This window comes from Indolivaga macrotermitis, from assembly GCF_900128985.1.
Lineage (GTDB): Bacteria > Bacteroidota > Bacteroidia > Bacteroidales > Dysgonomonadaceae > Dysgonomonas_A > Dysgonomonas_A macrotermitis.
In genome coordinates, this window is record NZ_FQUC01000001.1 from 644,726 (window position 1) to 668,953 (window position 24,228).

General features: G+C 38.8%; 22 protein-coding genes and 1 pseudogene. 13 read left to right on the plus strand and 10 right to left on the minus strand.

Annotation, left to right across the window (positions count from 1 at the left end):
- Window positions 1–4: 4 nt before the first annotated feature.
- The 4 genes from BUC12_RS02585 to BUC12_RS02600 all read left to right on the plus strand — a co-directional run bounded on the left by BUC12_RS02585 (window position 5) and on the right by BUC12_RS02600 (window position 3,995).
- Window positions 5–739, plus strand: a complete 735-nt coding sequence (locus BUC12_RS02585; protein ID WP_062175601.1) for a cell division protein FtsQ/DivIB — start codon at window positions 5–7, stop codon at window positions 737–739.
- Window positions 740–819: 80 nt separating this feature from the next.
- Window positions 820–2,184, plus strand: coding sequence for a cell division protein FtsA (gene ftsA, locus BUC12_RS02590; RefSeq protein WP_062175602.1), 1,365 nt, complete (start codon window positions 820–822; stop codon window positions 2,182–2,184).
- A 47-nt stretch (window positions 2,185–2,231) separates the two neighbouring features.
- Window positions 2,232–3,524: a cell division protein FtsZ gene (ftsZ, locus tag BUC12_RS02595; protein WP_062175603.1), complete on the plus strand. Its 1,293-nt coding sequence runs from the start codon at window positions 2,232–2,234 to the stop codon at window positions 3,522–3,524.
- A gap of 21 nt (window positions 3,525–3,545) precedes the next feature.
- A complete protein-coding gene (locus tag BUC12_RS02600) occupies window positions 3,546–3,995 on the plus strand; it encodes a GatB/YqeY domain-containing protein (protein ID WP_062175604.1) in 450 nt (149 codons plus the stop codon).
- A 70-nt stretch (window positions 3,996–4,065) separates the two neighbouring features.
- Here BUC12_RS02600 and BUC12_RS02605 read toward each other — a convergent pair whose 3' ends face one another.
- Entirely contained in the window at window positions 4,066–6,687 is a 2,622-nt protein-coding gene (locus BUC12_RS02605; protein WP_062175605.1) for a valine--tRNA ligase, read from the minus strand.
- Between the two features lie 963 nt (window positions 6,688–7,650).
- Between BUC12_RS02605 and BUC12_RS02610 the strand changes: the two genes are divergently transcribed.
- From BUC12_RS02610 to dinB, 3 genes are all read left to right on the plus strand, one after another.
- Window positions 7,651–8,031, plus strand: coding sequence for a TM2 domain-containing protein (locus tag BUC12_RS02610; protein WP_062175606.1), 381 nt, complete (start codon window positions 7,651–7,653; stop codon window positions 8,029–8,031).
- The gene (locus tag BUC12_RS02615) at window positions 8,015–8,455 is read left to right on the plus strand and encodes a DUF2752 domain-containing protein (RefSeq protein ID WP_062175607.1); all 441 of its coding nucleotides are present in this window, start codon (window positions 8,015–8,017) and stop codon (window positions 8,453–8,455) included. The genes BUC12_RS02610 and BUC12_RS02615 overlap by 17 nt, the downstream gene beginning before the upstream one ends.
- A 153-nt stretch (window positions 8,456–8,608) precedes the next feature.
- The gene (gene dinB, locus BUC12_RS02620; RefSeq protein WP_070808522.1) at window positions 8,609–9,676 is read left to right on the plus strand and encodes a DNA polymerase IV; all 1,068 of its coding nucleotides are present in this window, start codon (window positions 8,609–8,611) and stop codon (window positions 9,674–9,676) included.
- A 6-nt stretch (window positions 9,677–9,682) separates the two neighbouring features.
- On the opposite strand, the gene BUC12_RS02625 is transcribed toward dinB, so the two are convergent.
- The 3 genes from BUC12_RS02625 to BUC12_RS02635 all read right to left on the minus strand — a co-directional run bounded on the left by BUC12_RS02625 (window position 9,683) and on the right by BUC12_RS02635 (window position 12,334).
- Window positions 9,683–10,276: an RNA polymerase sigma factor gene (locus tag BUC12_RS02625; protein ID WP_062175608.1), complete on the minus strand. Its 594-nt coding sequence runs from the start codon at window positions 10,274–10,276 to the stop codon at window positions 9,683–9,685.
- Window positions 10,277–10,472: 196 nt separating this feature from the next.
- Window positions 10,473–11,111, minus strand: a complete 639-nt coding sequence (pdxH, locus tag BUC12_RS02630) for a pyridoxamine 5'-phosphate oxidase (RefSeq protein WP_062175609.1) — start codon at window positions 11,109–11,111, stop codon at window positions 10,473–10,475.
- A 116-nt stretch (window positions 11,112–11,227) separates the two neighbouring features.
- Window positions 11,228–12,334: a hypothetical protein gene (locus BUC12_RS02635; protein ID WP_062175610.1), complete on the minus strand. Its 1,107-nt coding sequence runs from the start codon at window positions 12,332–12,334 to the stop codon at window positions 11,228–11,230.
- A 163-nt stretch (window positions 12,335–12,497) separates the two neighbouring features.
- Between BUC12_RS02635 and BUC12_RS02640 the strand changes: the two genes are divergently transcribed.
- From BUC12_RS02640 to BUC12_RS02650, 3 genes are read left to right on the plus strand one after another with little or no spacing between them, the layout of a single operon-like run.
- Window positions 12,498–13,592 carry a TlpA disulfide reductase family protein gene (locus BUC12_RS02640; RefSeq protein WP_062175611.1) on the plus strand — a complete coding sequence of 365 codons (1,095 nt, stop codon included), beginning with the start codon at window positions 12,498–12,500 and terminating at the stop codon, window positions 13,590–13,592.
- A 46-nt stretch (window positions 13,593–13,638) separates the two neighbouring features.
- On the plus strand, window positions 13,639–14,742 hold the full coding sequence (locus BUC12_RS02645; protein WP_062175612.1) for a TlpA disulfide reductase family protein: 1,104 nt from the start codon (window positions 13,639–13,641) through the stop codon (window positions 14,740–14,742).
- Window positions 14,743–14,779: 37 nt separating this feature from the next.
- Window positions 14,780–15,904, plus strand: a complete 1,125-nt coding sequence (locus BUC12_RS02650; RefSeq protein WP_062175613.1) for a TlpA disulfide reductase family protein — start codon at window positions 14,780–14,782, stop codon at window positions 15,902–15,904.
- A 69-nt stretch (window positions 15,905–15,973) separates the two neighbouring features.
- On the opposite strand, the gene BUC12_RS02655 is transcribed toward BUC12_RS02650, so the two are convergent.
- From BUC12_RS02655 to BUC12_RS02665, 3 genes are read right to left on the minus strand one after another with little or no spacing between them, the layout of a single operon-like run.
- A complete protein-coding gene (locus tag BUC12_RS02655) occupies window positions 15,974–16,612 on the minus strand; it encodes an MBL fold metallo-hydrolase (protein WP_062175614.1) in 639 nt (212 codons plus the stop codon).
- A 27-nt stretch (window positions 16,613–16,639) separates the two neighbouring features.
- Window positions 16,640–17,260 (minus strand): 16S rRNA (guanine(527)-N(7))-methyltransferase RsmG, encoded by a 621-nt coding sequence (rsmG, locus tag BUC12_RS02660; RefSeq protein ID WP_062175615.1) that lies wholly within the window; start codon window positions 17,258–17,260, stop codon window positions 16,640–16,642.
- A gap of 26 nt (window positions 17,261–17,286) precedes the next feature.
- Window positions 17,287–18,138 (minus strand): RsiV family protein, encoded by an 852-nt coding sequence (locus BUC12_RS02665; RefSeq protein ID WP_062175616.1) that lies wholly within the window; start codon window positions 18,136–18,138, stop codon window positions 17,287–17,289.
- Between the two features lie 275 nt (window positions 18,139–18,413).
- Between BUC12_RS02665 and BUC12_RS02670 the strand changes: the two genes are divergently transcribed.
- On the plus strand, window positions 18,414–19,421 hold the full coding sequence (locus tag BUC12_RS02670) for an aspartate-semialdehyde dehydrogenase (protein WP_062175617.1): 1,008 nt from the start codon (window positions 18,414–18,416) through the stop codon (window positions 19,419–19,421).
- Between the two features lie 55 nt (window positions 19,422–19,476).
- Here BUC12_RS02670 and BUC12_RS02675 read toward each other — a convergent pair whose 3' ends face one another.
- The 3 genes and pseudogenes from BUC12_RS02675 to BUC12_RS02685 all read right to left on the minus strand — a co-directional run bounded on the left by BUC12_RS02675 (window position 19,477) and on the right by BUC12_RS02685 (window position 22,515).
- Window positions 19,477–19,752 carry a hypothetical protein gene (locus BUC12_RS02675; RefSeq protein WP_062175618.1) on the minus strand — a complete coding sequence of 92 codons (276 nt, stop codon included), beginning with the start codon at window positions 19,750–19,752 and terminating at the stop codon, window positions 19,477–19,479.
- A 21-nt stretch (window positions 19,753–19,773) separates the two neighbouring features.
- A pseudogene (locus BUC12_RS02680) lies at window positions 19,774–20,907 on the minus strand (THUMP domain-containing class I SAM-dependent RNA methyltransferase); the annotation flags it as partial.
- Between the two features lie 57 nt (window positions 20,908–20,964).
- Entirely contained in the window at window positions 20,965–22,515 is a 1,551-nt protein-coding gene (locus tag BUC12_RS02685; protein ID WP_062175619.1) for a glycoside hydrolase family 10 protein, read from the minus strand.
- Between the two features lie 157 nt (window positions 22,516–22,672).
- Between BUC12_RS02685 and BUC12_RS02690 the strand changes: the two genes are divergently transcribed.
- Window positions 22,673–22,915 carry a hypothetical protein gene (locus BUC12_RS02690; protein WP_062175620.1) on the plus strand — a complete coding sequence of 81 codons (243 nt, stop codon included), beginning with the start codon at window positions 22,673–22,675 and terminating at the stop codon, window positions 22,913–22,915.
- Window positions 22,912–24,177, plus strand: a complete 1,266-nt coding sequence (locus tag BUC12_RS02695) for a metallophosphoesterase family protein (protein ID WP_062175621.1) — start codon at window positions 22,912–22,914, stop codon at window positions 24,175–24,177. Before BUC12_RS02690 ends, BUC12_RS02695 begins: the two co-directional genes overlap by 4 nt.
- The last annotated feature ends 51 nt before the right edge of the window (window positions 24,178–24,228 follow it).

The window sequence follows — 24,228 nt, forward strand, 5'->3', positions numbered from 1 at the left end:
CCGGATGGTAAAAAAGATTCTAATAATTACAGGACTTTGTTTGTTGGGTGGATACCTGATTTTTGCAGCATTCTTTTTTGAAAAAAAGCCGCAGGAAAAAGTGTGCAGCCATTTCGAAGTGGTAATTGATAACGGCAGTGACGATAAGTTTATAGATGCTTCTGATATAGAGAAGGATGTCAATGAAAAGGGGCTTAACCCTTATGGAAAGCAGCTGAAAGAAGTGGATACATATGCAATTCAACAAGAAATCCTGTCAAACAAGCTTATCAGTTCAGCCAGTGTATTTATTACAAGCGATGGAGGTATCCGTGCAGTAATACAGGAGCGTATACCTGTGCTTCGTATCATTACGAATAATGGCGATAGTTATTATGTGGACAAAAAGGGAGAAGTAATGCCCCTATCTAACCGTAATACAGCCTATTTACCCTTAGCTACCGGAAATATAAAAGAAGAGTTTGCTGCTACTGATTTATATAAATTTGCATTATATTTGTATGATAACGCATTTTGGAATGCGCAGATCGAGCAAATTGTTGTACGGTCAGATAACGACATATCTCTCGTAACCCGTATTGGAGATCAGGAAGTCCTGATGGGAAGCCTCGAAAACTATGAAGAGAAACTAGCTAAACTAAAAACCTTCTATACAGAGGCTCTACCGAGTACAGGTTGGAACAGATATTCGAAACTAAATTTAAAATACGACAAACAAGTTGTCGGTACTAAACGTTGAATTAGAGAATCAGTACAAATATATTCCGTTTTTTTGAGAGAATCTCGAAATAGGATTTTGTACAAACAAAGGATATTAATATGGAACAGACGGGTTTTATAGTGGGTATCGACCTCGGAACATCAAAGATTGTTGGTCTTATGGGGCGGAAAAACGAGCAAGGGGTTATATCTATTCTTGCGTCGGAGTCTATCCCGTCCGATAATTGTGTGAAACACGGAGTTGTATATAATATTGATGAAGCTACCGGAAAGATAAAAAAACTGATCAATCTGCTTGAAAATAAATCGGGACGAAAAATCGGTAAAGTGTATGTTTCGATTGCCGGAAAATCATTACGTGCGATAGAATATACAATGACACGGGACTTGGGAGGCGAATCGGATGTTACATTTGCAATAATTGATCAGATGGAGCAACAAGCCAGACAAAATAAACCCGAGTTTCTGACCAATTATAGTGTAGTTGCCCCCGAAATATTTTTAGATGGACAATACGATCCCGATCCAATCAATAAAACGGCTTCGGTTATCGAAGGCCGTTACCGGTTGATTGTAGGGCGTCCTAATATTAAGAGCAATTTAAACCGTTGTCTGACAGAGAAAAATCAGTTGGATATCGCCGGATACATTGTAGGCCCAGTAGCTGCAGGTGCAGTGGTGCTTGACGAATCCGATAAACAAGCCGGTTGTGCTTTGATCGATTTTGGAGCAGGAACTACTACTCTTTCGATATACAAAGGCGGGTTACTGCGTTATATGGTCGTTATTCCTTTCGGAGGACGTACTATATCTAAAGATGTAAAGGAGTTGGGATTTATAGATACAGCCGCAGAATCGTATAAAATAAAATATGGCAGAGTAGGTAAGGACAAAAACAAGCAACCCTCTGCAAACTCGGATGTGGATGTAAAAGAATTGAATAAGGTGATTCAGCTACGGGAAGAAGAAATCGTACTGAACCTTATCAATCAAATAAAGGAATCAGGTTATTTCGGACAACTCGAAGCAGGTGTCGTGATAATCGGAGGAGCTTCGCAACTGACCGGATTACCCGAGTTTCTGGAAGAGAAACTACAGATGCCGGTAAAGAAAGGTGCGGCAAAGCGCTTGTATATCAATAATGCCGCCGATTTGATGCAAAATCCGGCATATGCCCAAGCATTGGGACTGCTGTTGTTTGCTAACGAAAACTGTGAGAAAAAAGAAACCCCTAAAGTTGATATTATAAATCAACCGGTTGAGACGGCTCCCGATCCTACAGTCTCAAAACATCCGGAAAAAGTGGAAGCACCCGAGATGGATGACGATGACGACGAGGATGAAGAATACGAAGAAAGACCGAAAAAGAATAAGAAGAAGAAAGAGAAGAAAGGACCCGGCTTATTTGACTTTTTCGGAAAAATCCAAAACTTCGGTGGAACTATGTTTAAGGATGAAGATTAATACTTTAGGTCTTTCCGGATTGTATAAACAGAAGATACTATAATTTTATGAATGACGAAATATTAGATTTTCAATTTCCGCGTAAAACGCAGACAATCATCAAAGTAATAGGTGTTGGCGGTGGTGGCGGTAATGCTGTAAATCATATGTATAACGAAGGTATACACGATGTGTCTTTCGCTCTCTGCAATACCGATAATCAAGCTTTAAATGAGGCTCCGGTTGAAGTAAAAGTTCAGCTTGGGCGGCGTACTACCGAAGGTCTTGGTGCAGGTAACCGTCCGGAAGTTGCCAAGCAGGCTGCCGAAGAAAGTTTACCTGATATACAGGAATTACTGGGCGATGGAACCAAGATGGTATTTATCACCGCAGGTATGGGAGGTGGAACCGGTACAGGAGCAGCACCCGTTGTGGCGCGTATTGCCAAGGATATGGGGATACTTACCGTCGGAATAGTCACTATACCCTTTGTTTTCGAAGGACGGAAGAAGATTATACAAGCGCTGAAAGGTGTTGAAGAAATAGCTAAAAATGTAGATGCATTACTTGTTATCAATAACGAGCGATTGATCGATATATATTCGGATCTGACGATTCCTAATGCATTTGCAAAAGCAGATGATACTTTGGCTATTGCAGCAAAAGGTATTGCCGAGATTATTACCGTTCACGGACATATCAATCTGGACTTTGCCGACGTCAAAACAATATTGAAAGACGGAGGTGTAGCCATAATGAGTAGCGGTAGCGGTGAAGGAGAATACCGTGTTGACGAAGCTATTAAGAATGCCCTGCACTCACCATTATTAAATAATAATGATGTATTTGATGCTAAAAAGATACTATTCAATATTTATTCGGGAGAAGATCATCCTCTGATTGTCGAAGAAATGGAATCAGTATCTGATTTTATGAAGCGTTTCGGTCCGGAAATAGAGGTGATCTGGGGTACCGCTACGGAGAAAGACCTGGGAGACAAAGTGAAGATTACTTTATTGGCAACCGGTTTTGGAATGTCCAGTATACCGGGTATCGAAGACCATCTGCGTGAATTAACCGATGAAGAACTACGTGAAGAAGAAGAACGTCTTTATAAAGAAGAGGAAGAAAAGCGTCGTATCAATGTAATGATTGAACAACACTATGGAAAAGACGGAGTCAAGACGATGGATGTAAGATCATTCTTTACGCCGAAACCAATAATCCTTTCTACCGAAGAGTTAGATGACGATAAAATAGTAGAGGCATTGGAGAATACTCCTGTATTTAAACGTGGGGAAGATTTTAATCCGAACGACTATAAGCCTGATAATAAAAAGTCGACAGACTTATTTAATTAACCAACTTTAAAATAAAGGACAATGAACTTATTCGACCAAGTAAGTGAAGATATAAAAGACGCAATGCGTGCTAAGGATAAAATAAGACTTGAAGCATTGCGTGGTGCCAAGAAAGAGTTTATAGAAGCTAAGACATCAAAAGATGGTCATGGAGAACTCAATGACGATGTGGCTATCAAGATTATCCAAAAAATGGTAAAGCAGCGTAAAGACAGTGCTGATATATATGTCTCTCAGGATCGTCCTGATCTGGCTGAGAAAGAATTGTCAGAGGTTGCCGTTTTAGAGCAATATTTACCTAAACAATTAACCCCGGAGGAACTGGAAGCCAAGTTAAAAGCTATAATCGCTCAAGTTGGAGCAGCAGGCCCTTCCGATATGGGAAAAGTAATGGGTGTGGCAACTAAAGAATTGGCCGGACTTGCTGCCGGACGTGCCATCTCGGAAACAGTGAAAAAGTTATTGAGCTGATTATTCTGAATTTAAATAATCAAAAAGGGCTGTAAAGATTTTACAGCCCTTTTTCTATTCCCGGATATCTTTATTTTTTCAACGCCAGAATTGTTTCTTCAATTGTTTTGATTTTACTTTCGGCATCGGCTAACTTCTTTCTTTCGTTTTCTACGATTTCGGGCTTGGCATTAGCCACAAATTTCTCGTTGCTCAACTTATTTGAAACAGACTTCAGGAAACCTTGTTGATATGTCAGTTCGGCTTCTAGCTTTGCTAACTCAGCTTCTACATCGATATTATTACCGAGAGGTACAGCAAATTCGGATGTACCAACCATAAAAGTAACTGCTCCAGCCGATTTCTCCGATACAGGACTGATTGCTGCCAGATTACCCATTTTTACGATTACAGAATCGAATGCTTTAGCATAATCTCCCAATACTTCGAGTTCGAGAGTCTCCTTATTAGGAATATTCTTTTGTAAACGTATGGTTCTTATTCCGGATACAATCTCTTTTACTTCTGCAAATTGAGACAGAAAATCGGTGTCATATGCTTTTACTTTCGGCATATCCGAAACCATAATACTTTCTCCTGCTTTTCGCTCAGTCGAAGCCTGCCACAATTCTTCCGTAATAAACGGCATAAATGGATGCAATAATCTCAATAATGAGTCGAAGAATCCAAGAGCCGCCTCGTAAGTCTTTTTGTCTATCGGTTGCTGGTATGCAGGTTTGATCATCTCAAGGTACCACGAAGAGAATTCGTCCCAGAAGAGTTTGTACAACTGCATTAAAGCCTCAGATAGGCGGTATTTACCGAATAGATCATCAATCTCTTCAATCGTTTTAGATAAAACGTTTCCGAACCATTCCGACGCTATTTTAGCTGCTTGGGGCTGTTCTATAGAATCACTCACTTCCCATCCTTTTATCAGGCGGAAAGCATTCCATATCTTATTGTTAAAGTTACGTCCCTGTTCGCAAAGCGATTCGTCGAAAGGCAAATCATTTCCGGCAGGAGAGGTTAATAACATCCCCATACGCACACCGTCTGCTCCGTATTTATCCATTAACTCGATCGGATCGGGAGAGTTACCTAAAGATTTAGACATTTTTCTACCCAACTTATCACGAACGATACCTGTAAAGTATACATTACGGAAACAAGGTTGATTACGGTATTCATATCCCGCCATGATCATCCGTGCAACCCAGAAGAATATAATCTCAGGAGCCGTTACCAGATCATTTGTCGGATAGTAGTAATTGATCTCTTCATTATCAGGATTATTAATTCCGTCAAATACCGAAATAGGCCATAACCATGATGAGAACCATGTATCCAGACAGTCTTCATCTTGTTTCAGATCCGACATTTGTAGGTTGTTATTTCCTGTTTTCTGTTTAGCCTCTTCAAGAGCTTGTTCCGGAGTTTCGGCAACCACGTATCCTCCTTCAGGCAGATAATACGCCGGAATACGGTGTCCCCACCAAAGCTGACGGCTGATACACCAGTCCTTGATATTTTCCATCCAGTGCTTATAAGTATTCTTAAACTTAGCCGGAAAGAATCTGATAGTATCATCCATAACAGCAGTAAGAGCAGGTTCTGCCAGCTTCTCCATCTTCAGGAACCATTGCATCGACAGTTTTGGCTCAATAGGTACATGAGTACGTTCCGAGTATCCAACCTTATTGGTATAAGGCTCGGCTTTTTCCAGTAAACCTTGGTCTGCCAGGTCTTTTTCAATTTTCTTGCGGACATCGAACCTATCCATGCCTTCATACATCAAACCGTGCTGGTTCAGTGTGCCGTTATCGTTAAAGATATCGATAGTTTCGAGATTGTATTTTTCTCCCAACATGTAGTCATTAACGTCGTGCGCAGGCGTAACTTTCAGAAAACCTGTCCCGAACTCCATATCTACATAATCGTCTTCGATAATTGGAACTTCGCGGCCAACGATAGGAACGATAACACGTTTACCTTTCAGTCGGGCTGTTTTATCGTCATTCGGATTGATGCAAACTGCAATATCTCCGAAGATAGTTTCGGGACGTGTAGTCGCAATCACAGCATAATCGTCTTCGCCTACTACCTTATATTTCAGGTAATATAGTTTTCCGTGTTCTTCTTTATGGATAACTTCTTCGTCCGATAACGCCGTTTTAGCCTTCGGGTCCCAGTTTACCATACGCACACCTCTGTATATTAAACCTTTGCTGTAAAGATCAACAAAGACTTTAAATACACTTTCCGACCGTTTTTCATCTAGTGTAAAACTGGTACGATCCCAGTCGCACGATGCTCCCAGCTTTTTCAGCTGTTCCAGAATAATGCCGCCATGCTTATCTGTCCATTCCCATGCATGCTTAAGGAACTCATCTCTTGATAAGTCTTTTTTATCAATACCTTCGGCTGCCAGCTTCGCTACAACTTTGGCTTCTGTGGCAATCGACGCATGGTCGGTACCCGGTACCCAACAGGCATTTTTGCCCATCATACGTGCTCTGCGAACTAATATATCTTGAATAGTATTGTTCAGCATATGCCCCATATGTAGCACTCCGGTGACGTTAGGTGGAGGTATAACTATGGTGAATGGCTCTCTGCTATCGGGTTCGGAGTGGAAAAAACGATTTTCCAGCCAATACTTATACCACTTGTCTTCTACTTCTATAGGGTTGTACTTACTTGCTATTTCCATAATCGTATTTAAAATTCAGTTTGCGAAATTACAAAAATGTTTGCATATAGCTCTTACCTCTTGTATCTAAATAGGGCAAATGCCTCAAAATTATGTTATTCATTCTTCTGTTATTCTTTTTATGGAAAGGTGACAATAACTAAACAAAGGTTACAAAATAGGTGACACTTGTGTAGCATCTGTCACCTTCTCTATTGACTATATAACAGTTGGTTAACCCTGATAAAGTGACAAAAGTGACACTGTTTTTAAATATTTTTTCATGACTTTTTTCGTTTTTAATTTTTCGTTCTCCTGTATAGATAAATAATACGAATCAGTAGTTGATAAAGGTTCTTAATTTTTCTACTATTTACTAACGCGCCTATTGGGCTTGTTTTTCATTTTGCCTTGATGCAAAACGAAACAAAAAATCAAGACTGTGCCTTCAAGCCCGACCCGTTACGTGTTCGAAAGCTAAGATAAAAGAAAACGTTTATCGTAGATGTCCTTTTATCTTTTCACGCTTTCTTCTCACAACGGGTGCCCCGAGCTTTACGTCGATGTCAAAACCTGACGGGCGTCAGCAAAGGCGCATATAGAGGTGTAGCCGTAATCTGACCAGTGAAGTAGCCGTTAAAACTAAACTTTGTTTGAGCCCTAAAAGGCGAGTTTTGTTTAGTTTCGGCTACAAACGTTGTCAGATAGGCGAAGGCTCGAAGCGCCAATGAGTTTTTGCCTTCTTTTGGGGCTTAGGCCAAAAGAATGGGCAAGCAATCTCTGATTGCGCGCAGAAAAAAAAAGATGTATTATTTAAAAGAACCTTTTTCAACTACCAATTGTCATTGTTAGCCAATTTCGATGCGGTTACTTCTGTATATAAATCTCATAAAGTAAAAAGAAAAGCTAAATGTTTAGGCTGACTATATATGTAGATTGCCGAAAAAGTTATATTTTTGGAAAAAAACTAAAAATAGCACATTTATGGAATACTCAGAAGCACAGAAAAATACGATTAGTCAGGCTCAGATAGATATGTTCTTGGCTACACATGGCAAAAAGTTTGCAACTTTCCAGCTTATGCAAATCAAGGATGAGCTGCCTAAACTAACCGAAGAGCAATATCGTATGTTATTGGCTGCTGATTTTAAAGACCCGATGATGATGCTTATTATCTCTTTGGTGGTAGGTGTACTTGGTATCGATCGCTTTATGTTGGGCGACACAGCTTTAGGTGTAATTAAGCTTTTGTCATGCGGTGGTCTTTATGTCTGGATGATAATCGATTGGTTTCTTATTCAGGATAGAACAAAAGAGTACAATTATAATTTGCTCTTAAACATAATAAATGGCGTGCAATACTAATAATCCTTTTGACTTCTTAATAAAAAAAAGCCGGCAATATCCTTATAATACTTTAATAGCTATTGTATCGATTATTGCCGGTTATACTATCTTGCTATTTATGGATTATTCTTTTAATCACGAATACAAGACCGTATGCCCTTTCAAACTTATAACCGGTATTCCCTGTCCCGGATGTGGCATGGGGCGTGCATCTATAGCCCTGATACACGGAAATATAACACATTCTTTATACTACAATATACTCTGTATACCATTTACCTTATCTGTCATAGCTGCATTTATATGGTTAATAAAAGACTTGCTTACCGGCTATGAATCTTTTTTCAGGTTTATCAGACGGCCCGTCAGTAAAAAATATCTGATACTTTTATTTCTGATAATCATTCTCACCTGGATATTAAATATTTACCATCAGATATGAAACATTATAGTTAAGGACATACTACATAAGTGAAATAAAGTATTTAATGATATATTTTGGGATATAACTACTTATTGTTGTCTTACTTACAAAAGCAATAAAAAGGTCTGAGACCTTAAATATATCGTCATATATATTTTGTAATTTTGTAGTATGCGGAAGATCATACATGTAGATATGGATGCTTTCTATGCTTCTATTGAGCAAAGAGACGACGAAAGCCTCCGTGGTAAGCCTGTAGCTGTCGGCTATGCAGGAGCCAGAGGGGTTGTAGCTTCCGCCAGTTACGAAGCCCGTCAGTATGGGGTCAGGTCTGCAATGCCATCGACCACTGCATTAAGTAAATGCCCACACCTTATTTTTGTTAACAGCCGGTTTGATGTATATGAATCGGTGTCGGATCAGATAATGTCGGTCTTCCATGAATATACTGATCTTGTGGAGCCTTTGTCTCTCGATGAAGCTTTTCTGGATGTAACTCATAATTATAAGAATATACCTTATGCTACTCAGATCGCAAAGGAGATAAAGCAACGGATTTTGGAAGAAACCTCACTCACAGCATCTGCCGGAGTTGCCCATAATAAATTTCTGGCAAAGATCGCTTCGGATTATAAAAAGCCGAATGGATTATTTGTCATTAAGCCGAAAGATGCTGAGAATTTTGTGGAAAGCCTTCCTATTGAACAGTTTTTTGGCGTCGGGAAGATTACAGCACAAAGAATGCATCAGGCTGGAATTAAGAACGGAATGGATCTGAAACAACGGCCTGAAGAAGAACTAACACGGCTATTCGGTAAGGCCGGACATGTTTATTACCTCAATGCAAGGGCAATAGACGAAAGGCCTGTGGAACCTAACAGAATCCGTAAGTCGGTCGGTGCCGAGAATACTTTCTTAACCGATCTTGGATCTTTGGAAGAATTTATCCCGGAGCTGGAGGATATTGCTGCCGAAGTTATAGAACGGATCAGCGAGAGTGGATTTGAAGGTAAAACTATTACATTAAAGGTCAAATATGCAAGTTTCAGAACTATTACAAGGAGTAAGACCTTATTGAGAAATGTCACAGACTATCAAATCCTTTTAGATACAGGTATTGAGTTAATCAAGAATATAGATATGACGGAGAAAGTTCGGTTATTAGGCTTGAGTATCAAAAAAAATGATAGCTCCGGTCATCCCGAGGCTATCCAACTATCATTCGATTTTAAAGATTGACTTTTTTTAATTTACATACAATACAATTCCGTTTTCTTCGGCGAGCTTTCGTATATTGAGTATAGCATACCTCATTCGGCCCAATGCAGTATTAATGCTTATTCCTACCTGGTCGGCAATTTCTTTGAAGCTCAAATCCTGATAATATCTCATCTCCAGAACTTCCCGTTGAGAGTCGGGTAGATATTTGATCAGTTTTTTTACATCCTGCAATATTTGAGTATGCACTATTTTGTCTTCGATAGTGCTATCACATAAGGTGGCATTATTCAATAAATCGACTTCCATCTCATCATTCGAAATGGTGTTTTCATTTCTTTCAAGACGGAAATAGTCTATAATTAAATTATGGGCTATACGCATTATCCAGGCACGGAACTTCCCGTTTTCGGTATAGCTACCTTGCTTGATGTGGATGATCGCTTTGACGAAGGTGTCCTGAAAGACATCTTCTGCCATTTCCCGGTTTTTAATGATAAAGTATATATAATTATATACGTTTTTCCGGTGGCGATTCAATAATTCGTCAAAGGCTTGATTGTTGCCAACTGAATAAGCAAAGACTAACTGTTCATCAGTCATGACTTTTAATGCATTCATTACTTATATATCTTATTGTTATAGAGTAATGTTGTTCAATAGGCGAGGCAGTTTTTAAGTTTATTATTGCACAAATAAAAGGTAATTATTGCACTTTTCCAAATTTTCACAGAATTTAAGTAAAAAAACATATTAGATATTATTTATTACGTAAAACCATCTCTTTGTTATATAAAATCACACATTGTATAACATTTTATGGTGCAATTCTGTTAATAATCCATTCAGAGTTTATTTTTTTGTATTGAATCCGGTCATGTAAACGGCTGGCTCTTCCCTGCCAAAATTCGAACAAAATAGGCTTTACAATATATCCACCCCAGTTATCGGGACGGGGTATTTCCTTGCCATCAAATTCCCGGTTGAAATCATTCAGCAGATGTTCCAGATATTTCCGATCCGGTATAATCTTACTTTGAGGTGATGCCCATGCTCCTAAGCGGCTATTTGATGGACGGGATTCGAAATACAGATCGGACTCAACTCCCGGAATCTTTTCGGCTCGCCCTTCTATTCTTATCTGCCTTTCTAATTCGAGCCAGACAAAATTCAAAGCACAATTAGGATTTTCGGTTAGTTGTTCAGCCTTCTTGCTCTCGTAATTAGTAAAGAACACAAATCCGTCTCTTCTGATTTGTTTAAGCAGAACTATGCGTGATGTAGGTCTCAAGTCAGTGCCTACGGTAGCCAAGTTCATAGCATTCGGCTCTTTTACCATTGCTTCGATAGCTTCGTTCATCCATAACTCAAACTGATCCATGGGATTAAGTAAAACGTCACTCTCATTCAGCGTTTTTTGTAAAAACTCCTCCCTCAGATCAAATAAGTCTATCATAGATGTGGATAATGTTATTCCTTAATACAACACGTATTTATCTCAATTTGTTCTGTATTTAACAATAGGAGGTAAAAAATAAATGAAAAATAGCTGCCGGTTTGTGAGTAAATAATTTAGATCCGGGCAACTTCTACATTTATTGAATTGATATATCCGAACTTGCCCTGATTCGTAGGTAAAGTATCAGCATATACCGCAAAAGATGTTTTTCCGGCCTTCAATCCGGCTATTTCAATATCAATAAGAATAGTAGACTTATACGAATCTTCCAGGTACCTTTTATATTCTTTCATCGAAGCCGATGGAGATAAAGTGTACCCTTGAGGAATTGGAAAGCCAATAAGTTGAGCATAATGTATTATTTGGTTGTCTGTCGATCTCGTTTTTATAAATTCTACCTGCTCTTTATTCTCAGAACCGAAAATGCAAACGGTTGCTATAGTTGGATTTAAATAGTCTTCTTCAAAAGCATTTCCGGCTAGAATGATCTGGAGACCGGTCGATGCAGCTCCAACACTGGCTAGATGGAGATTCATCGTCAAAGATTCACCTTCTTTTATAACATAATCACTACCATATGCCGTAAACGATAAGTTTGTTGTTGCAGGTGGCTCTTGTATCTCCTTATTCTCTTTTACAAAATGAAGCTTAGTTCCTTCATCGTGCATGATCTCGGTAAAGTATTCGTAACTAAGACCCCAATGTATTGGATTTATATTTATTAGAGGGGCTATTTCTTCTAAATACCGTTCAACCAATACTTGTTTCTGATTAAAAACAGAGCGTATATCGTTGTAGGTTTTACCTTCCGCAAGGAGATTGTTCCATGCGCCAGATTCAGATATAGAAAAAGTTAATGTGTCATTAAGATTATGTATGGAGTGTTCTTCTTTTCCATCAGTATTTATTCCTATATATAAGTAGTCGCTATCACTCACAAGGGTCGTAATAGTTGTTATTCCAAGAGACGAAGATATTACGGAGGCTTCTTGTTTTAGTTTCTTTAAATCAAGGTCGATCGATGTTTCTTCGTATACCGAATACCATGATGACGATTTATCATTCGCTATGATAATACTACAATCTGCGGATTTTTCGTCTGTGGTAATGATGTATCCTGAATCCAGATATCGTTTGGTGAAGTAGTCAATGATTTTTTGTTCGAAAGAACCGTCGTCCGGATTATTTTTGATCTGGATATTGGTGAAAAAAGCTCCCATAGTAAGTATTGTTCTTTTGTATTTATAAGGATGATAAATATAAATAAATATTTGATAATGCCAATGCTAATATCCGGATATGAGACATAAAATACCATATTGATAGGTTATGTCTCAAATAGTTTATCTATTTTTGCTAATTCAGGAAATTCTAAAATAAAATATGAGAAAAATATTTAGTGCCTGTTTGTTATTGCTTTCTCTGGCAATATACGGACAGAATAAAGATTACGTAATAAACGGAACTATAGCCGGAGAAGGATACGAGGGCAAAATGATCTATCTGCAAACGGTATCCGAAGATAGAAGCTCGCTGGTTAAAATCGATAGTGCACTCGTGCAGAATAATAGTTTCGTTTTAAAAAATACATCAAAGTCAGATGAGCCGGAGTTGGCTATTTTATCTTTTTCTGAAATGCAGAATACTCCACAATCATTAGTTGTACTTGAAAGCGGAAATATAAATGTAAAGATGGGGATGCCTTCTGTTATTGGAGGAACTATCCATAATGATGAGTGTAACTCTTTTATACAAGCACAGGAAGAGTTGAAAAATAAGTTACAGGCTCTGGTCGAAAAAGACAATTATGCTTATATGGAAACCCCTGAGGGGTCTGCAGAATACGATAAACTATTGGATCAAGTAAGAACTAAAGGCTTTGAGTATACAAAAGCAAATATTCAGAATGGAATAGGAGAGTTTTTCTTATTTTCTTTTTTAGAAATATTTAAACCTAACCAAGTACTAGAGTTAGCTAGAGAAACCCGCCCTTCATTTAAGGAGAGTCAAATGGGTAAGAGCATGATTACTTTTTTCGAAGAGAAATCCAAATTTAGCGAAGGAGCAAAATATACCGACTTTTCTCAACCGGATATGAATGGTAAATTAACCGCCTTGTCTGATTATGTAGGAAAGGGTAAAGTTGTATTGGTCGATTTCTGGGCATCGTGGTGCGGCCCTTGTATCAAAGAGATGCCTAATGTAGTGAGGGCATATAACGAATACAAGGACAAAGGCTTCGAGATAGTAGGAGTTTCATTCGATTCGGAAGAAAACGCATGGAAAGGAGCGGTCTCACGATTGAATATGGCTTGGCCCCAAATGTCAGACCTGAAAGGGTGGAAAAATGGAGCAGGACAAATATATGGAATCAAGAGCATTCCGTTCACAATGCTACTGGATAAAGATGGTACCATAATAGCAACTAACCTGAGAGGAGAGCAACTGGTAAACAAGCTGAAAACCTTACTGGATTAAGTATAAATAATTAAATTACGCATTACACACAAAATAATTATTGATAATGAAAAGATTATTATATCTCGTACCTGCCATAGCATTGTTATTGGCATCATGTTCGAAGAAAAATGAGTTGGATGGGACATTCTTTAATAAGTCGAATGATGGCAGGATGGTGTATCTGTTGACAATGAAATCGCTCAAAGATAATTTTGTACCGGTAGACTCCGCTGTTATACAAAACGGAAAATTCCATTTTGATTTGAATGAAACAAGTGAACCTTCTGTCGCTTATCTTGTTGTAAAAGAAGCATCTCCAGGTACGCCTGCGGGAATCCCGTTCGTGTATGAAAACGGAAGTATTAAAGTGACCGTAGATAGTGTAGCCAAAGTAAAAGGCACACCCATGAATGATAAGACTCAGGCATTTTTCGATAACTTATCGGAAACTGTCAAAAAGCTGGATGCTCTGGATATGACAATTTCTCAGACTACTGACGAAACTACCCGGGCAAATTACATCAGCCAAATGGATTCTTTGAATAAGGATATGGGTAATATAGGTTTCAATTTTGTGAAAGAGAATATTAAGAATAAGGTAGGAGAATTCTACTTCGTTTCATTCTTAGGGTTATTTTCAGATGATCAGGTAAAAGAGCTAGAGACATTATCTAATCCCGAACATAAGCAGCTGATAGAAGAGATCTTGATGATGAGAGGCGCTCAGACTGGAGAAGGAAACGGATTTGTAGGCAAAAAATATATCGATGTTTCGGGCAATAATCCTGATGGTAAAAAAATAGCTCTATCTGATTATGTAGGGAAAAATAAGTTGGTACTTATAGATTTCTGGGCATCTTGGTGTGGACCTTGTGTTAAGGAAATGCCTAATGTTGTGAATGCTTACGCTGCATACAAATCGAAAGGTTTCGAGATAGTAGGTATATCATTGGATGAAGACAAAGCCGCATGGGTAGCTGCTCTGAAAAAAATGAATATGACCTGGCCTCAAATGTCAGACCTGAAAGGATGGCAGAGCAAATTAAGCGCTCCATACCATGTACAGGGTATTCCATATACTTTGTTGATTGATCAGGAAGGAAATATTATCGCTGAAAATCTCCGTGGCGACCAGTTAGAGAATAAACTGAAAGAAATATTGAAATAAAGATCCATATTTAGGTATTATATAAATAGAGAAAACGATGAAAAAAGTATCCTTTTTATTTTTGGCATTAGCGGTTATAATGGCTGCATGTACGAGTAAAACAGAGAAGAAGGAATTTGCTTTAACCGGAAAATTACCTTCGTCCGAGTATGATGGAAAGCAGGTTTACCTGCAAATAATTGATGAGAATACGGGCGACTTTGTCTCTGTTGATACAGCCACAATAGCTAATAGTACATTTGCGTTTGGAGGTTTAGCTTTAGATACTCCGGCAATCCGTTTTATCTCAATGGATGCGTTACGTTACCCTGCTGTTTTTGTATTGGAATCAGATAGTATAGAAATGTCATTTGATACGGTTTATGCAGCTACAATAAAAGGTTCGGAATTAAATGACAAATACCAGGCATTTGCTGATAAGCGAAATTCAATATATCAGGGAATGGTGGCTCTGGATAAGGAAGAAAAGGCTGCAAAAGAAGCTAAAAAGTTGACTCCCGAATTAGAGGCTATTCTCGAAAGCCGTTATGATTCTATTTACAGTGAAGCAAATAAAGCTACTTTTGATTTCACTAAATCTAATCTCTCTAATGTAGTAGGGCAATATGTATTGATGGATCGGGGAGTATCATTCTCGGCAGAACAATTAAAAGAATTGCTTCCTGCCCTTGATGCTAAATTGAAAACCAATGCAAAGATACAGAAGATAGAAAAGAGATTGGAAGCACTGGAAGCAACAGAAGTAGGAAAACAGTTTGTAGATATAAAAGGAACTACTCCAACAGGCGAAACAATAGCACTGTCTGATTATGCAGGAAAAGGTAAATATGTATTGATTGATTTTTGGGCATCATGGTGTCCTCCCTGCCGGAAAGAAATGCCGATAGTGGTTGAGGCTTACAATAAATATAAATCGAAAGGATTTGAAATTGTAGGAGTATCATTGGATAATGATAAAGCAGCTTGGGAAAAGGGAATCAAAGACCTTAAGATTACCTGGCCTCAAATGTCAGACCTGAAAGGGTGGAAGACCGATCTGGGTGCTGCCTATGCCGTGAATAGCATACCTCACACAGTGCTTTTGGATAAAGACGGAAAGATTATCGAGAAGAATCTGAGAGGTGACCAATTGTTGAAAAAACTGGCTGAATTATTGAAATAAGCTCAGATTATCTATAGAAATAATAAGAGCGGCGAATCAATTTGATTCGCCGCTCTTATTTTATTCTTTTTATCGAAAGAAAGGATTATTATTTACCTCATTTCTTATCGTCGTCTGAGGGCCATGTCCGGGATATACGATAGTTTCAGGGGGTAATGTAAATAGGCGGGAACGGATGGCCTCCATCAGTTGGTTCTGGTTGCCTCCGGCTAAATCGGTTCGTCCAATACTGTTTCTGAATAAGGCATCACCTACAAAAACACAGTTACCGTCGATGCTGTAAAATGCAACACTTCCGGGTGAATGTCCGGGAACAGCGAGTACTATAAATTTCTGATTCCCGAATTCGATAGTATCATTTTCTTCAATCAATTCTCCGGCTTCAGGTGCTTCTTCTACATCTTTAAAGCCGAACATTCGCATTTGCGCAGGCATCCCTTCCAATAAAAAAAGATCTTTCTCATTGGCTTTGGTTTTCAAGCCAAACTGGTCGAGTATGAATTTATTACCAAAAACATGGTCAAAATGCAGGTGGGTATTCAGCAGGTGTTTTACAATAAGATCATTATCGACGATAAAATCCAGTAGTTGTCGTTTTTCATCAGGGAAGAAACATCCTGCATCTATAATAACGCACTCTTTTGTTTCGTCATACACCACATATGTATTTTCAGCAATGGGGTTGAACTCAAATGTTTTTATATTCATTATACTAATATCCTCTTATTTATCTTTTTATAATGGCAGATAGACGACTTTCTTTGTCTCGAAGAATTCTTCCGAAAAGAAACTTTTAAGGTCATCTATTTCTGCATATTTTCTAAAAGGAGCAACTTCACCTTCCAGTTCTCCACCTTTCAGGCATATAAGCCCATTGGGTAATGGATTACGTTGCTCATGCGATACATTCTTCTTTATGATTTTAACCAACTCCCCTAAAGGCATAACTGCACGGCTGACAACAAAGTCGAATTTGCCTTTCTCTTCTTCTGCCCTGCAATGCCTGAAGCTTATATTCTCCAGACCTATAGCAGTAGCAACTTCGGTGGCAACTTTGATTTTCTTGCCAATGCTATCCACCAGTAGAAAATGACACTCGGGGAATAATATAGCTAAAGGTATTCCGGGAAATCCTCCGCCTGTACCTACATCCAGAATTCTACTGCCCGGTGTGAAGCTCATCACTTTGGCTATACCCAAAGAGTGCAGAACGTGATGAGTATACAGGTTCTCAATATCTTTCCTTGAAATAACATTGATTTTGGAGTTCCAGTCAAGGTATAAATCATACAGAGCCGCGAATTGCGCCTTTTGCTTCTCGGATAAGTCCGGAAAATATTTTGAAATTATATTCATACGAAGTCTTAATATTTCAGGCCTGTTTATTTACCGATAAATTGACTGATAGGTGAATTTTCTTTCAAAATCAGACTCAACTCGTTGTATGGAACAAATATCTTAATAGCATCCAACTGATAAGCAGAGTACTCTCCTTTATTGAATATATAGGTGATACCTTTATTGTCAATGTAGAAATTGCCATTAGGTAGCATTTCTTCAATACCGAAATATCCGAGATTTTCGAGTTCTGTTATTGTCTGAACTTTATTTGTTTTGAGCAGGTCGTTTTTGAATATGGGAGTCAGTAACTTTTCAAATCCAGAATTAAAGATATCATCTTCCATAATTAATCTGCCTGTTTTCAGGTTGATCGTATGATTTTTCAGATATTCGAACGAAGTTGCCCCACCTTTATAGTTCACCTGTTTTACCTGAAACGATAATACCTCACCCTTATTGAAGATAATGCTGTTGCTTATCGTTTCGTAATACGAAAAATAATCTTCATTATTTTCGTCATGTTCGCCCGTATTTGTCCGGTCTTTCAGAAATACGCTGACATCCTGCTTGTAGTTTTCTACATATGCATTTTCGTAACCCGAGATTGCATCCTGAGGTTTCAGGTTCGAATAATGCTCATCGAGAAACGAAGATATAAATATCTGCTGCAAAGAGTCGAGTATCGCAGCATCAGGATAAGATTTGGGGTATATAAAGGTAAGCTTCAGATTACACGATGGTTGTGTGGAATCGTTATTGATGTGGTAATTTTTAACAGAACGTATCGTGTCGAACCGGACCTCATTGTCTGAGGTTACTGAAACTTGCTTTTTGCAGGCAAAAACCAGAATAGCAAGCGTGCCAAACAACAATATACGTGATACATATTTCATAAACAATCAAACTAAAATTATACGCAAATATACCAAATAATATCCGAGTGAACGGGAGATTTCGGTATAAACTTAGTCTACCATTATAAGCTATTATTTAATATATACTCTGCCAAAACCGGATAACTCTTTCAGCCTAATATTATTGCAGATAGAGAATAAAACGTAAGATATACCTTTCGGGATTGATAAAAGTTTTATCTTTGTAGCTGTCCCCTGATATCCGTGGGGACAAAATAATAATAGTATTTATATATTTAACTATCAACTCTAAAATGAAAATTGCAATTGTTGGCGTAAGTGGTGCGGTAGGACAAGAATTCCTGAGGGTTCTTGACGAACGCAATTTCCCGTTCGATGAATTAGTCTTGTTTGGTTCTGCCCGTAGTGCAGGTAAAGAATATACTTTCAAGGGTAAGAAGTACACGGTGAAGGAACTTAAGCACAATGATGATTTTAAGGGTATAGATATTGCGTTTGTTTCAGCCGGAGGAAGTATTTCGGTAGAATTTGCCGAAACGATAACAAAACACGGAACAGTAATGATCGATAATTCGAGTGCGTTCCGTATGGATAACGATGTGCCTTTGGTTGTGCCTGAGGTAAATGGCGAAGATGCCAAAGTGCGCCCCCGAAATATTATCGCAAATCCCAACTGTACTACTATACAACTGGTTGTAGCTCTGAATCCGATAGAAAAGCTGTCGCATATCAAGCGTGCGCATGTTTCTACTTATCAGGCAGCATCAGGTGCGGGAGCAACCGCAATGGAAGAACTGGTGAACCAGTTTAAACAAATACTGAACAAAGAGGATGTTACTGTCGAAAAGTTTGCTTATCAATTGGCATACAATGTAATACCTCAGGTAGATGTGTTTACTGATAATGGGTACACTAAAGAAGAGATGAAGATGTATAACGAGACCCGTAAGATTATGCATTCCGACATAGAAGTCAGTGCAACTTGCGTACGTGTTCCGGTTGTGCGTGCTCACTCTGAATCGACTTGGGTCGAAACAGAAACTCCTGTTTCTGTAGAAGCGGCTAAAGAAGCTTTTGCTAAGGGGAATGGAGTTGTTCTGCAAGATGATCCGGCAAATAAAGATTATCCGATGCCGTTGTTTGTTACAGGTAAGGATGAAGTTTATGTTGGCCGTGTCCGTAAAGATATTACTAATGCCAATGGGCTTTCTTTCTGGACAGTAAGTGATCAGATTAAAAAGGGAGCAGCACTAAATGCGGTGCAAATAGCTGAATATCTGATCAAAGAAAATGCTTTGTAACCAAGATTATTTATACAATAAAAAAGCAGTGAGATTTTTCTTACTGCTTTTTTTATTATTCCAAAGGAAGCTTTCTTATCAATTCCTCCATTAAAGGTAGAGAATCTATATCGTTGGTTTTTATTTCGCAACCATGCACTAAATCGTTTGATATTCTAAGAATGTGTCCTTTATATTCAATTTTCCATATATCGGCTTCGGGAGCCATTATGTAGCCTTCGATTGATATGTAATCGAGTTTGGAAAGGATTTTTTCAAACACCTCTTTCTCATAATTATCCCATTCGGGAAGTTGATATGTCCAGTAATCTTTGATTTTAAGAAATTCCATTTACTCGTTTGTTTTCGGTGTTTTCTTCAAATCATCGCGTTTTCCGGCAAACAAGTCATATCTACGGAACTCACATTCGAGAGAACCATTGACCAAAGGAATTCTTTCTGATGTTTTTAAACCTAATTTATTAAAGCAATCTTTTCTGTAACTGAGTATCCATGCGGTATAACCCATAAATACATGTTTCAGGCGTTCGCCTATCATGTCGTACAATCCGAAGAGGTCGTCAGGCTTAATCCTTTCTCCGTATGGAGGATTGGTCACTATAATACCATTTTCAGACGGAGCTTTTGTGTATTGTTGCATAGGCATCGCTCTTAATTCGATATACTTGGCAACCCCGGCACTTTTGGCATTTTCCGTAGCTATGGCTATGGCTTTAGGTAAAATATCAGAGCCGTATATTTTATGGTTGAATTCGCGTTCGCCACTGTCATCATTGTAGATTGTGTCGAACAGATCCTGATTAAAATCATTCCACTTTTCGAAAGCAAAACCCTTACGATATATACCCGGAGGTATATTCATAGCTATCATAGCAGCCTCTATCAGAAGTGTTCCCGAGCCACACATCGGGTCTATAAAATCAGATTCGCCTTTCCAGCCTGTTTTTAAAATCATTCCGGCAGCCAGTACTTCGTTCAGCGGTGCATCGGTCTGCGCAACCCGGTATCCTCTTTTATGCAGGGATTCGCCCGAACTATCAAGAGACACGGTACACAGATTTTCAGCAATGTGAATATTGATTAATACATCAGGGTTACTGACACTTACCGAAGGGCGTTTTCCTGTACGTTGGGTAAAATAATCGGCAATAGCATCTTTTACCCTGTATGCCACAAATTTGGAGTGGGTAAAGATAGAAGAGAATACAACTGCATCTATTGCAAAAGTATTTTTTTCATTTAAAATATCGAACCACGTAAATTTCTTGATCTCGGCATATACTTCATCTGCATTTTTTGCCTTGAACTGAAAAATAGGCTTTAGTATACGCAATGCCGTCCGGCAGTGCATATTGGCCTTATATAACACGGCTTTGTCTCCGGTAAAAGAAACCATTCGCCTGCCTATCTGAATCTCATCTGCTCCGAGAGCAGTTAGTTCTTCTGCTAATACGTCTTCTAGTCCGGCCATTGTTTTGGCTATCATCTCAAATGCTTCTCTTGCCATTGTTGCTTTTATATATGGTTGGGGGCTGGGTAATTGTTATAGTGTTACTTTTTTCGCGTTACCTTTCGATTCGTTATGAAAAGAATCTACAGCCGTTATAACATATTTATATTTGTTTTTTCCTTTTTCGTAGGGCAATACATAGCTGTTCTCCCGGGTAATACCAACTATATTTTCCGGATTGTTCAAGTCTTCAGCCTGCCCGTTCCGAAATCTGTATATGACATAATAGGAGGCGGTTTCAGGATTTCCTTTCTGACTATCACTTTCCCATGCAAGACGATGTTCGGTGTTGGTGAAAATTTCTTTGATGCTTTTAACCTTCTTAGGCGATTTTTTATGCATATGAGTATATGCAGGAATCAGTGCCGGATATTTGTGATAGTTATTTTTCAGAGCATCGGTAACTCCACGGTAATTTTCTACCAGATTGAGAGCATACCAGAACGAATTTCCGTGTACATTTTTATAACTTCTTGACAAGCGCATCTTTTCGCTGAGCTGATTATCGCCCGAAGGCATTGAAGCGTCCATTGTCCGTTTGATATCTTGTCCGATATAAAGAGGTTGTTCGAAATTATTCTCTGACCACCATTGAATCAGTGTCGCATAGTCTGCCGCTTTATGTCCTATTTCCCAGTATACCTGAGGCATATTATAGTCGATCCATCCGTTTTTAACCCAAAGCTTAACATCGGCATACAGGTCGTCATAATTTTGCAAACCGTTGGTATTACTACCCGTTCCGTTAGGTGTACTGCGCTTGTTACGGTATATGCCGAACGGGCTGATCCCGAACCGTACCCATGGCTTGGTTAATACAATGGTCTCCTTTAATTCTTTGATCAGCGAATTTACGTTATTACGGCGCCAGTCTTCTTTATGTGCTGCGTCGAAACCTTGTGTGACTCCATATTGAGCAAAGCTGCGATCATCGGGAAAGGGTTTTCCAGCAATCGGATATGGATAGAAATAGTCATCCATATGGATAGCATCTACATCGTAGCGTTTTACAATGTCTTTTACAACTTTACATATGTATTCTCTGTTCGAAGGAATTCCCGGATCGAAAAATATCTGGGTTCCGTATTTGACAAAACGTTCGGGCTCCCTGTAATAAATGTGGTTTCTAACCAGTACCTGACTTTCCGATACGGATACACGGTACGGGTTTAGCCATGCATGTAGTTCCATATTGCGTTTGTGGCACTCTTCCACTAAAAATGCTAACGGATCAAAGCCGTCAGGAAGACCTTTTCCTTGAGTTCCCGTCATAAAATTGCTCCAGGGCTCGATCTCCGAGTAATAAAAGGCATCAGCTTGCGGACGTACCTGAAAAATAACAGCATTGATACCGGCAGCCTGTAGATTATTTAATACCGAAACAAAGTATTGTCTCATCTGCTGGCTGTTCATCGATTGGTATTGTCCTTGCCATGCAGTTTGTATCCATGCACCCCTGAATTCCCTTTTGGGATATTTGAGGCTGCTATAGTCGGGTTGAGGTTTTTTACTGCCGCATGAAGATAGAAGGATTGCAGAGAGAATGAACAGGATAGATGTCCGGATGATTGATATTTTTTTCATTATATAGTTTCGAAACTTTTAGAGATTACAAAAGTATAAATAATTACTGTATCATATAACCTATTAGGCTATTAATGATAAGAATATATAAATCAATTCTATTATATCTGCTTTTTTTCTTATTTTCGTACTTTGGAAATGTATTTATATTAGGAATATGTTACAGCAAATTGCAGATTTTATAGAGATTGTTCAAGTTTTGTTTATAATATTGGGTGTAGCCGGAATTATAGTTTTCCTGTTCGGTTTGTTCCGGAAACAAAAGCATCTGATGGTAAAGGGAGGGTATATGATACTGTTGGCCGCAGTATTGACCGTTTGCGGATACCTTATTATGGAGACGACCAAGAAGCGCGCCGTTGATTATCTGAACAATACCTACATCGAAATTAATAAATGATCAAAAAAATACAGATATTGCTACTGATAATATGTATCAGTACACAAGCGCAATCGTGTACACCTGACTCCGATTCTCTAAAAATAGGAGTAATAGGTGACCCCCATTATCTTTCTGAACAACTGATGGATGACGGTAAGGCTGTCGAAGATTACGTCCGGATGAGCGGAAAGGATATCCGTGATGTACCACCTGTTTTACAACAAGTACTGGATGATTATCTGAATAGTGATATTGACATCCTTTTGATTCCGGGAGACATAACAAAAGACGGGGAAAAGCAAAGCCATCTGGATTTTCGAAAAAAACTCCAGCCGTTGATAGATAAAGGAGTAAAAATTTATGTAATCCCCGGGAATCACGATATCAATATACCTCGACCGGTAAGATTCGAAGCTGATAAAACTTATCCGACAGATAATATTTCATCGGAAGACTTTTCCCGTATTTATGCAGATTGCGGATATGCAGATGCAATAAAACGGGATACGGCATCCTTAAGCTACGTTGCTAAGTTGAATGATAAAACATGGCTGTTGGCTATTGATGTATGCAAGTATCAGGAGTATAAAGACCAGACAATATCATCCGGACGATTACTGCCCGAAACTGAGAAGTGGGCTGCGGAAATCTTAACCGAAGCACAGAAAAAGAATATCCGCGTTATAGGAATGATGCATCATGGATTAGTAGAGCATATCATGATGCAGTCTTATCTGTTCAAAGATTATTTGGTTGACGACTGGAACAGGCTGGCTCCTATGTTTGCCGACTTAGGGATGAAGGCTGTATTCACCGGGCATTTCCATTCGAACGATATAACCGAATATAAATCTCTGGCAGGTAATAAAATATACGATATAGAAACGGGATCACTGGCCGCATATGCTTATCCTTACCGTTTTGTCGAATTATCGGATAAGGGGATGAAAATATCTACTAAAAATGTTATTTCAATAGAAGGGAAGCCGGATCTGGCAGAAGATAATAAAATATTGATGGAGCAACGTGCCAGACATCTGGCTCTCGAAATGCTTAGATCTAAAGGAATGAGTTTTCCGCCTGAAACGACCCAATTGTTAGCCGATTTTGCCGGAAAACTATTTGTACAGCACATGTATGGTGATGAAAAAATGGACGATCAAATGCGTGAGGCCATAGCCCGGCTGGTAAAAGATATAGGTGTGCCGATGCCCTTGTCTCCCGAAAGTATCGAATTGGATTTCTTTCCGGCTGACAACAATGTCGAAATTGAGTTTTAACACTTTCGGGGCCGGAAGGGCTTATTTATCATACTAAATTTCTAACTTTGT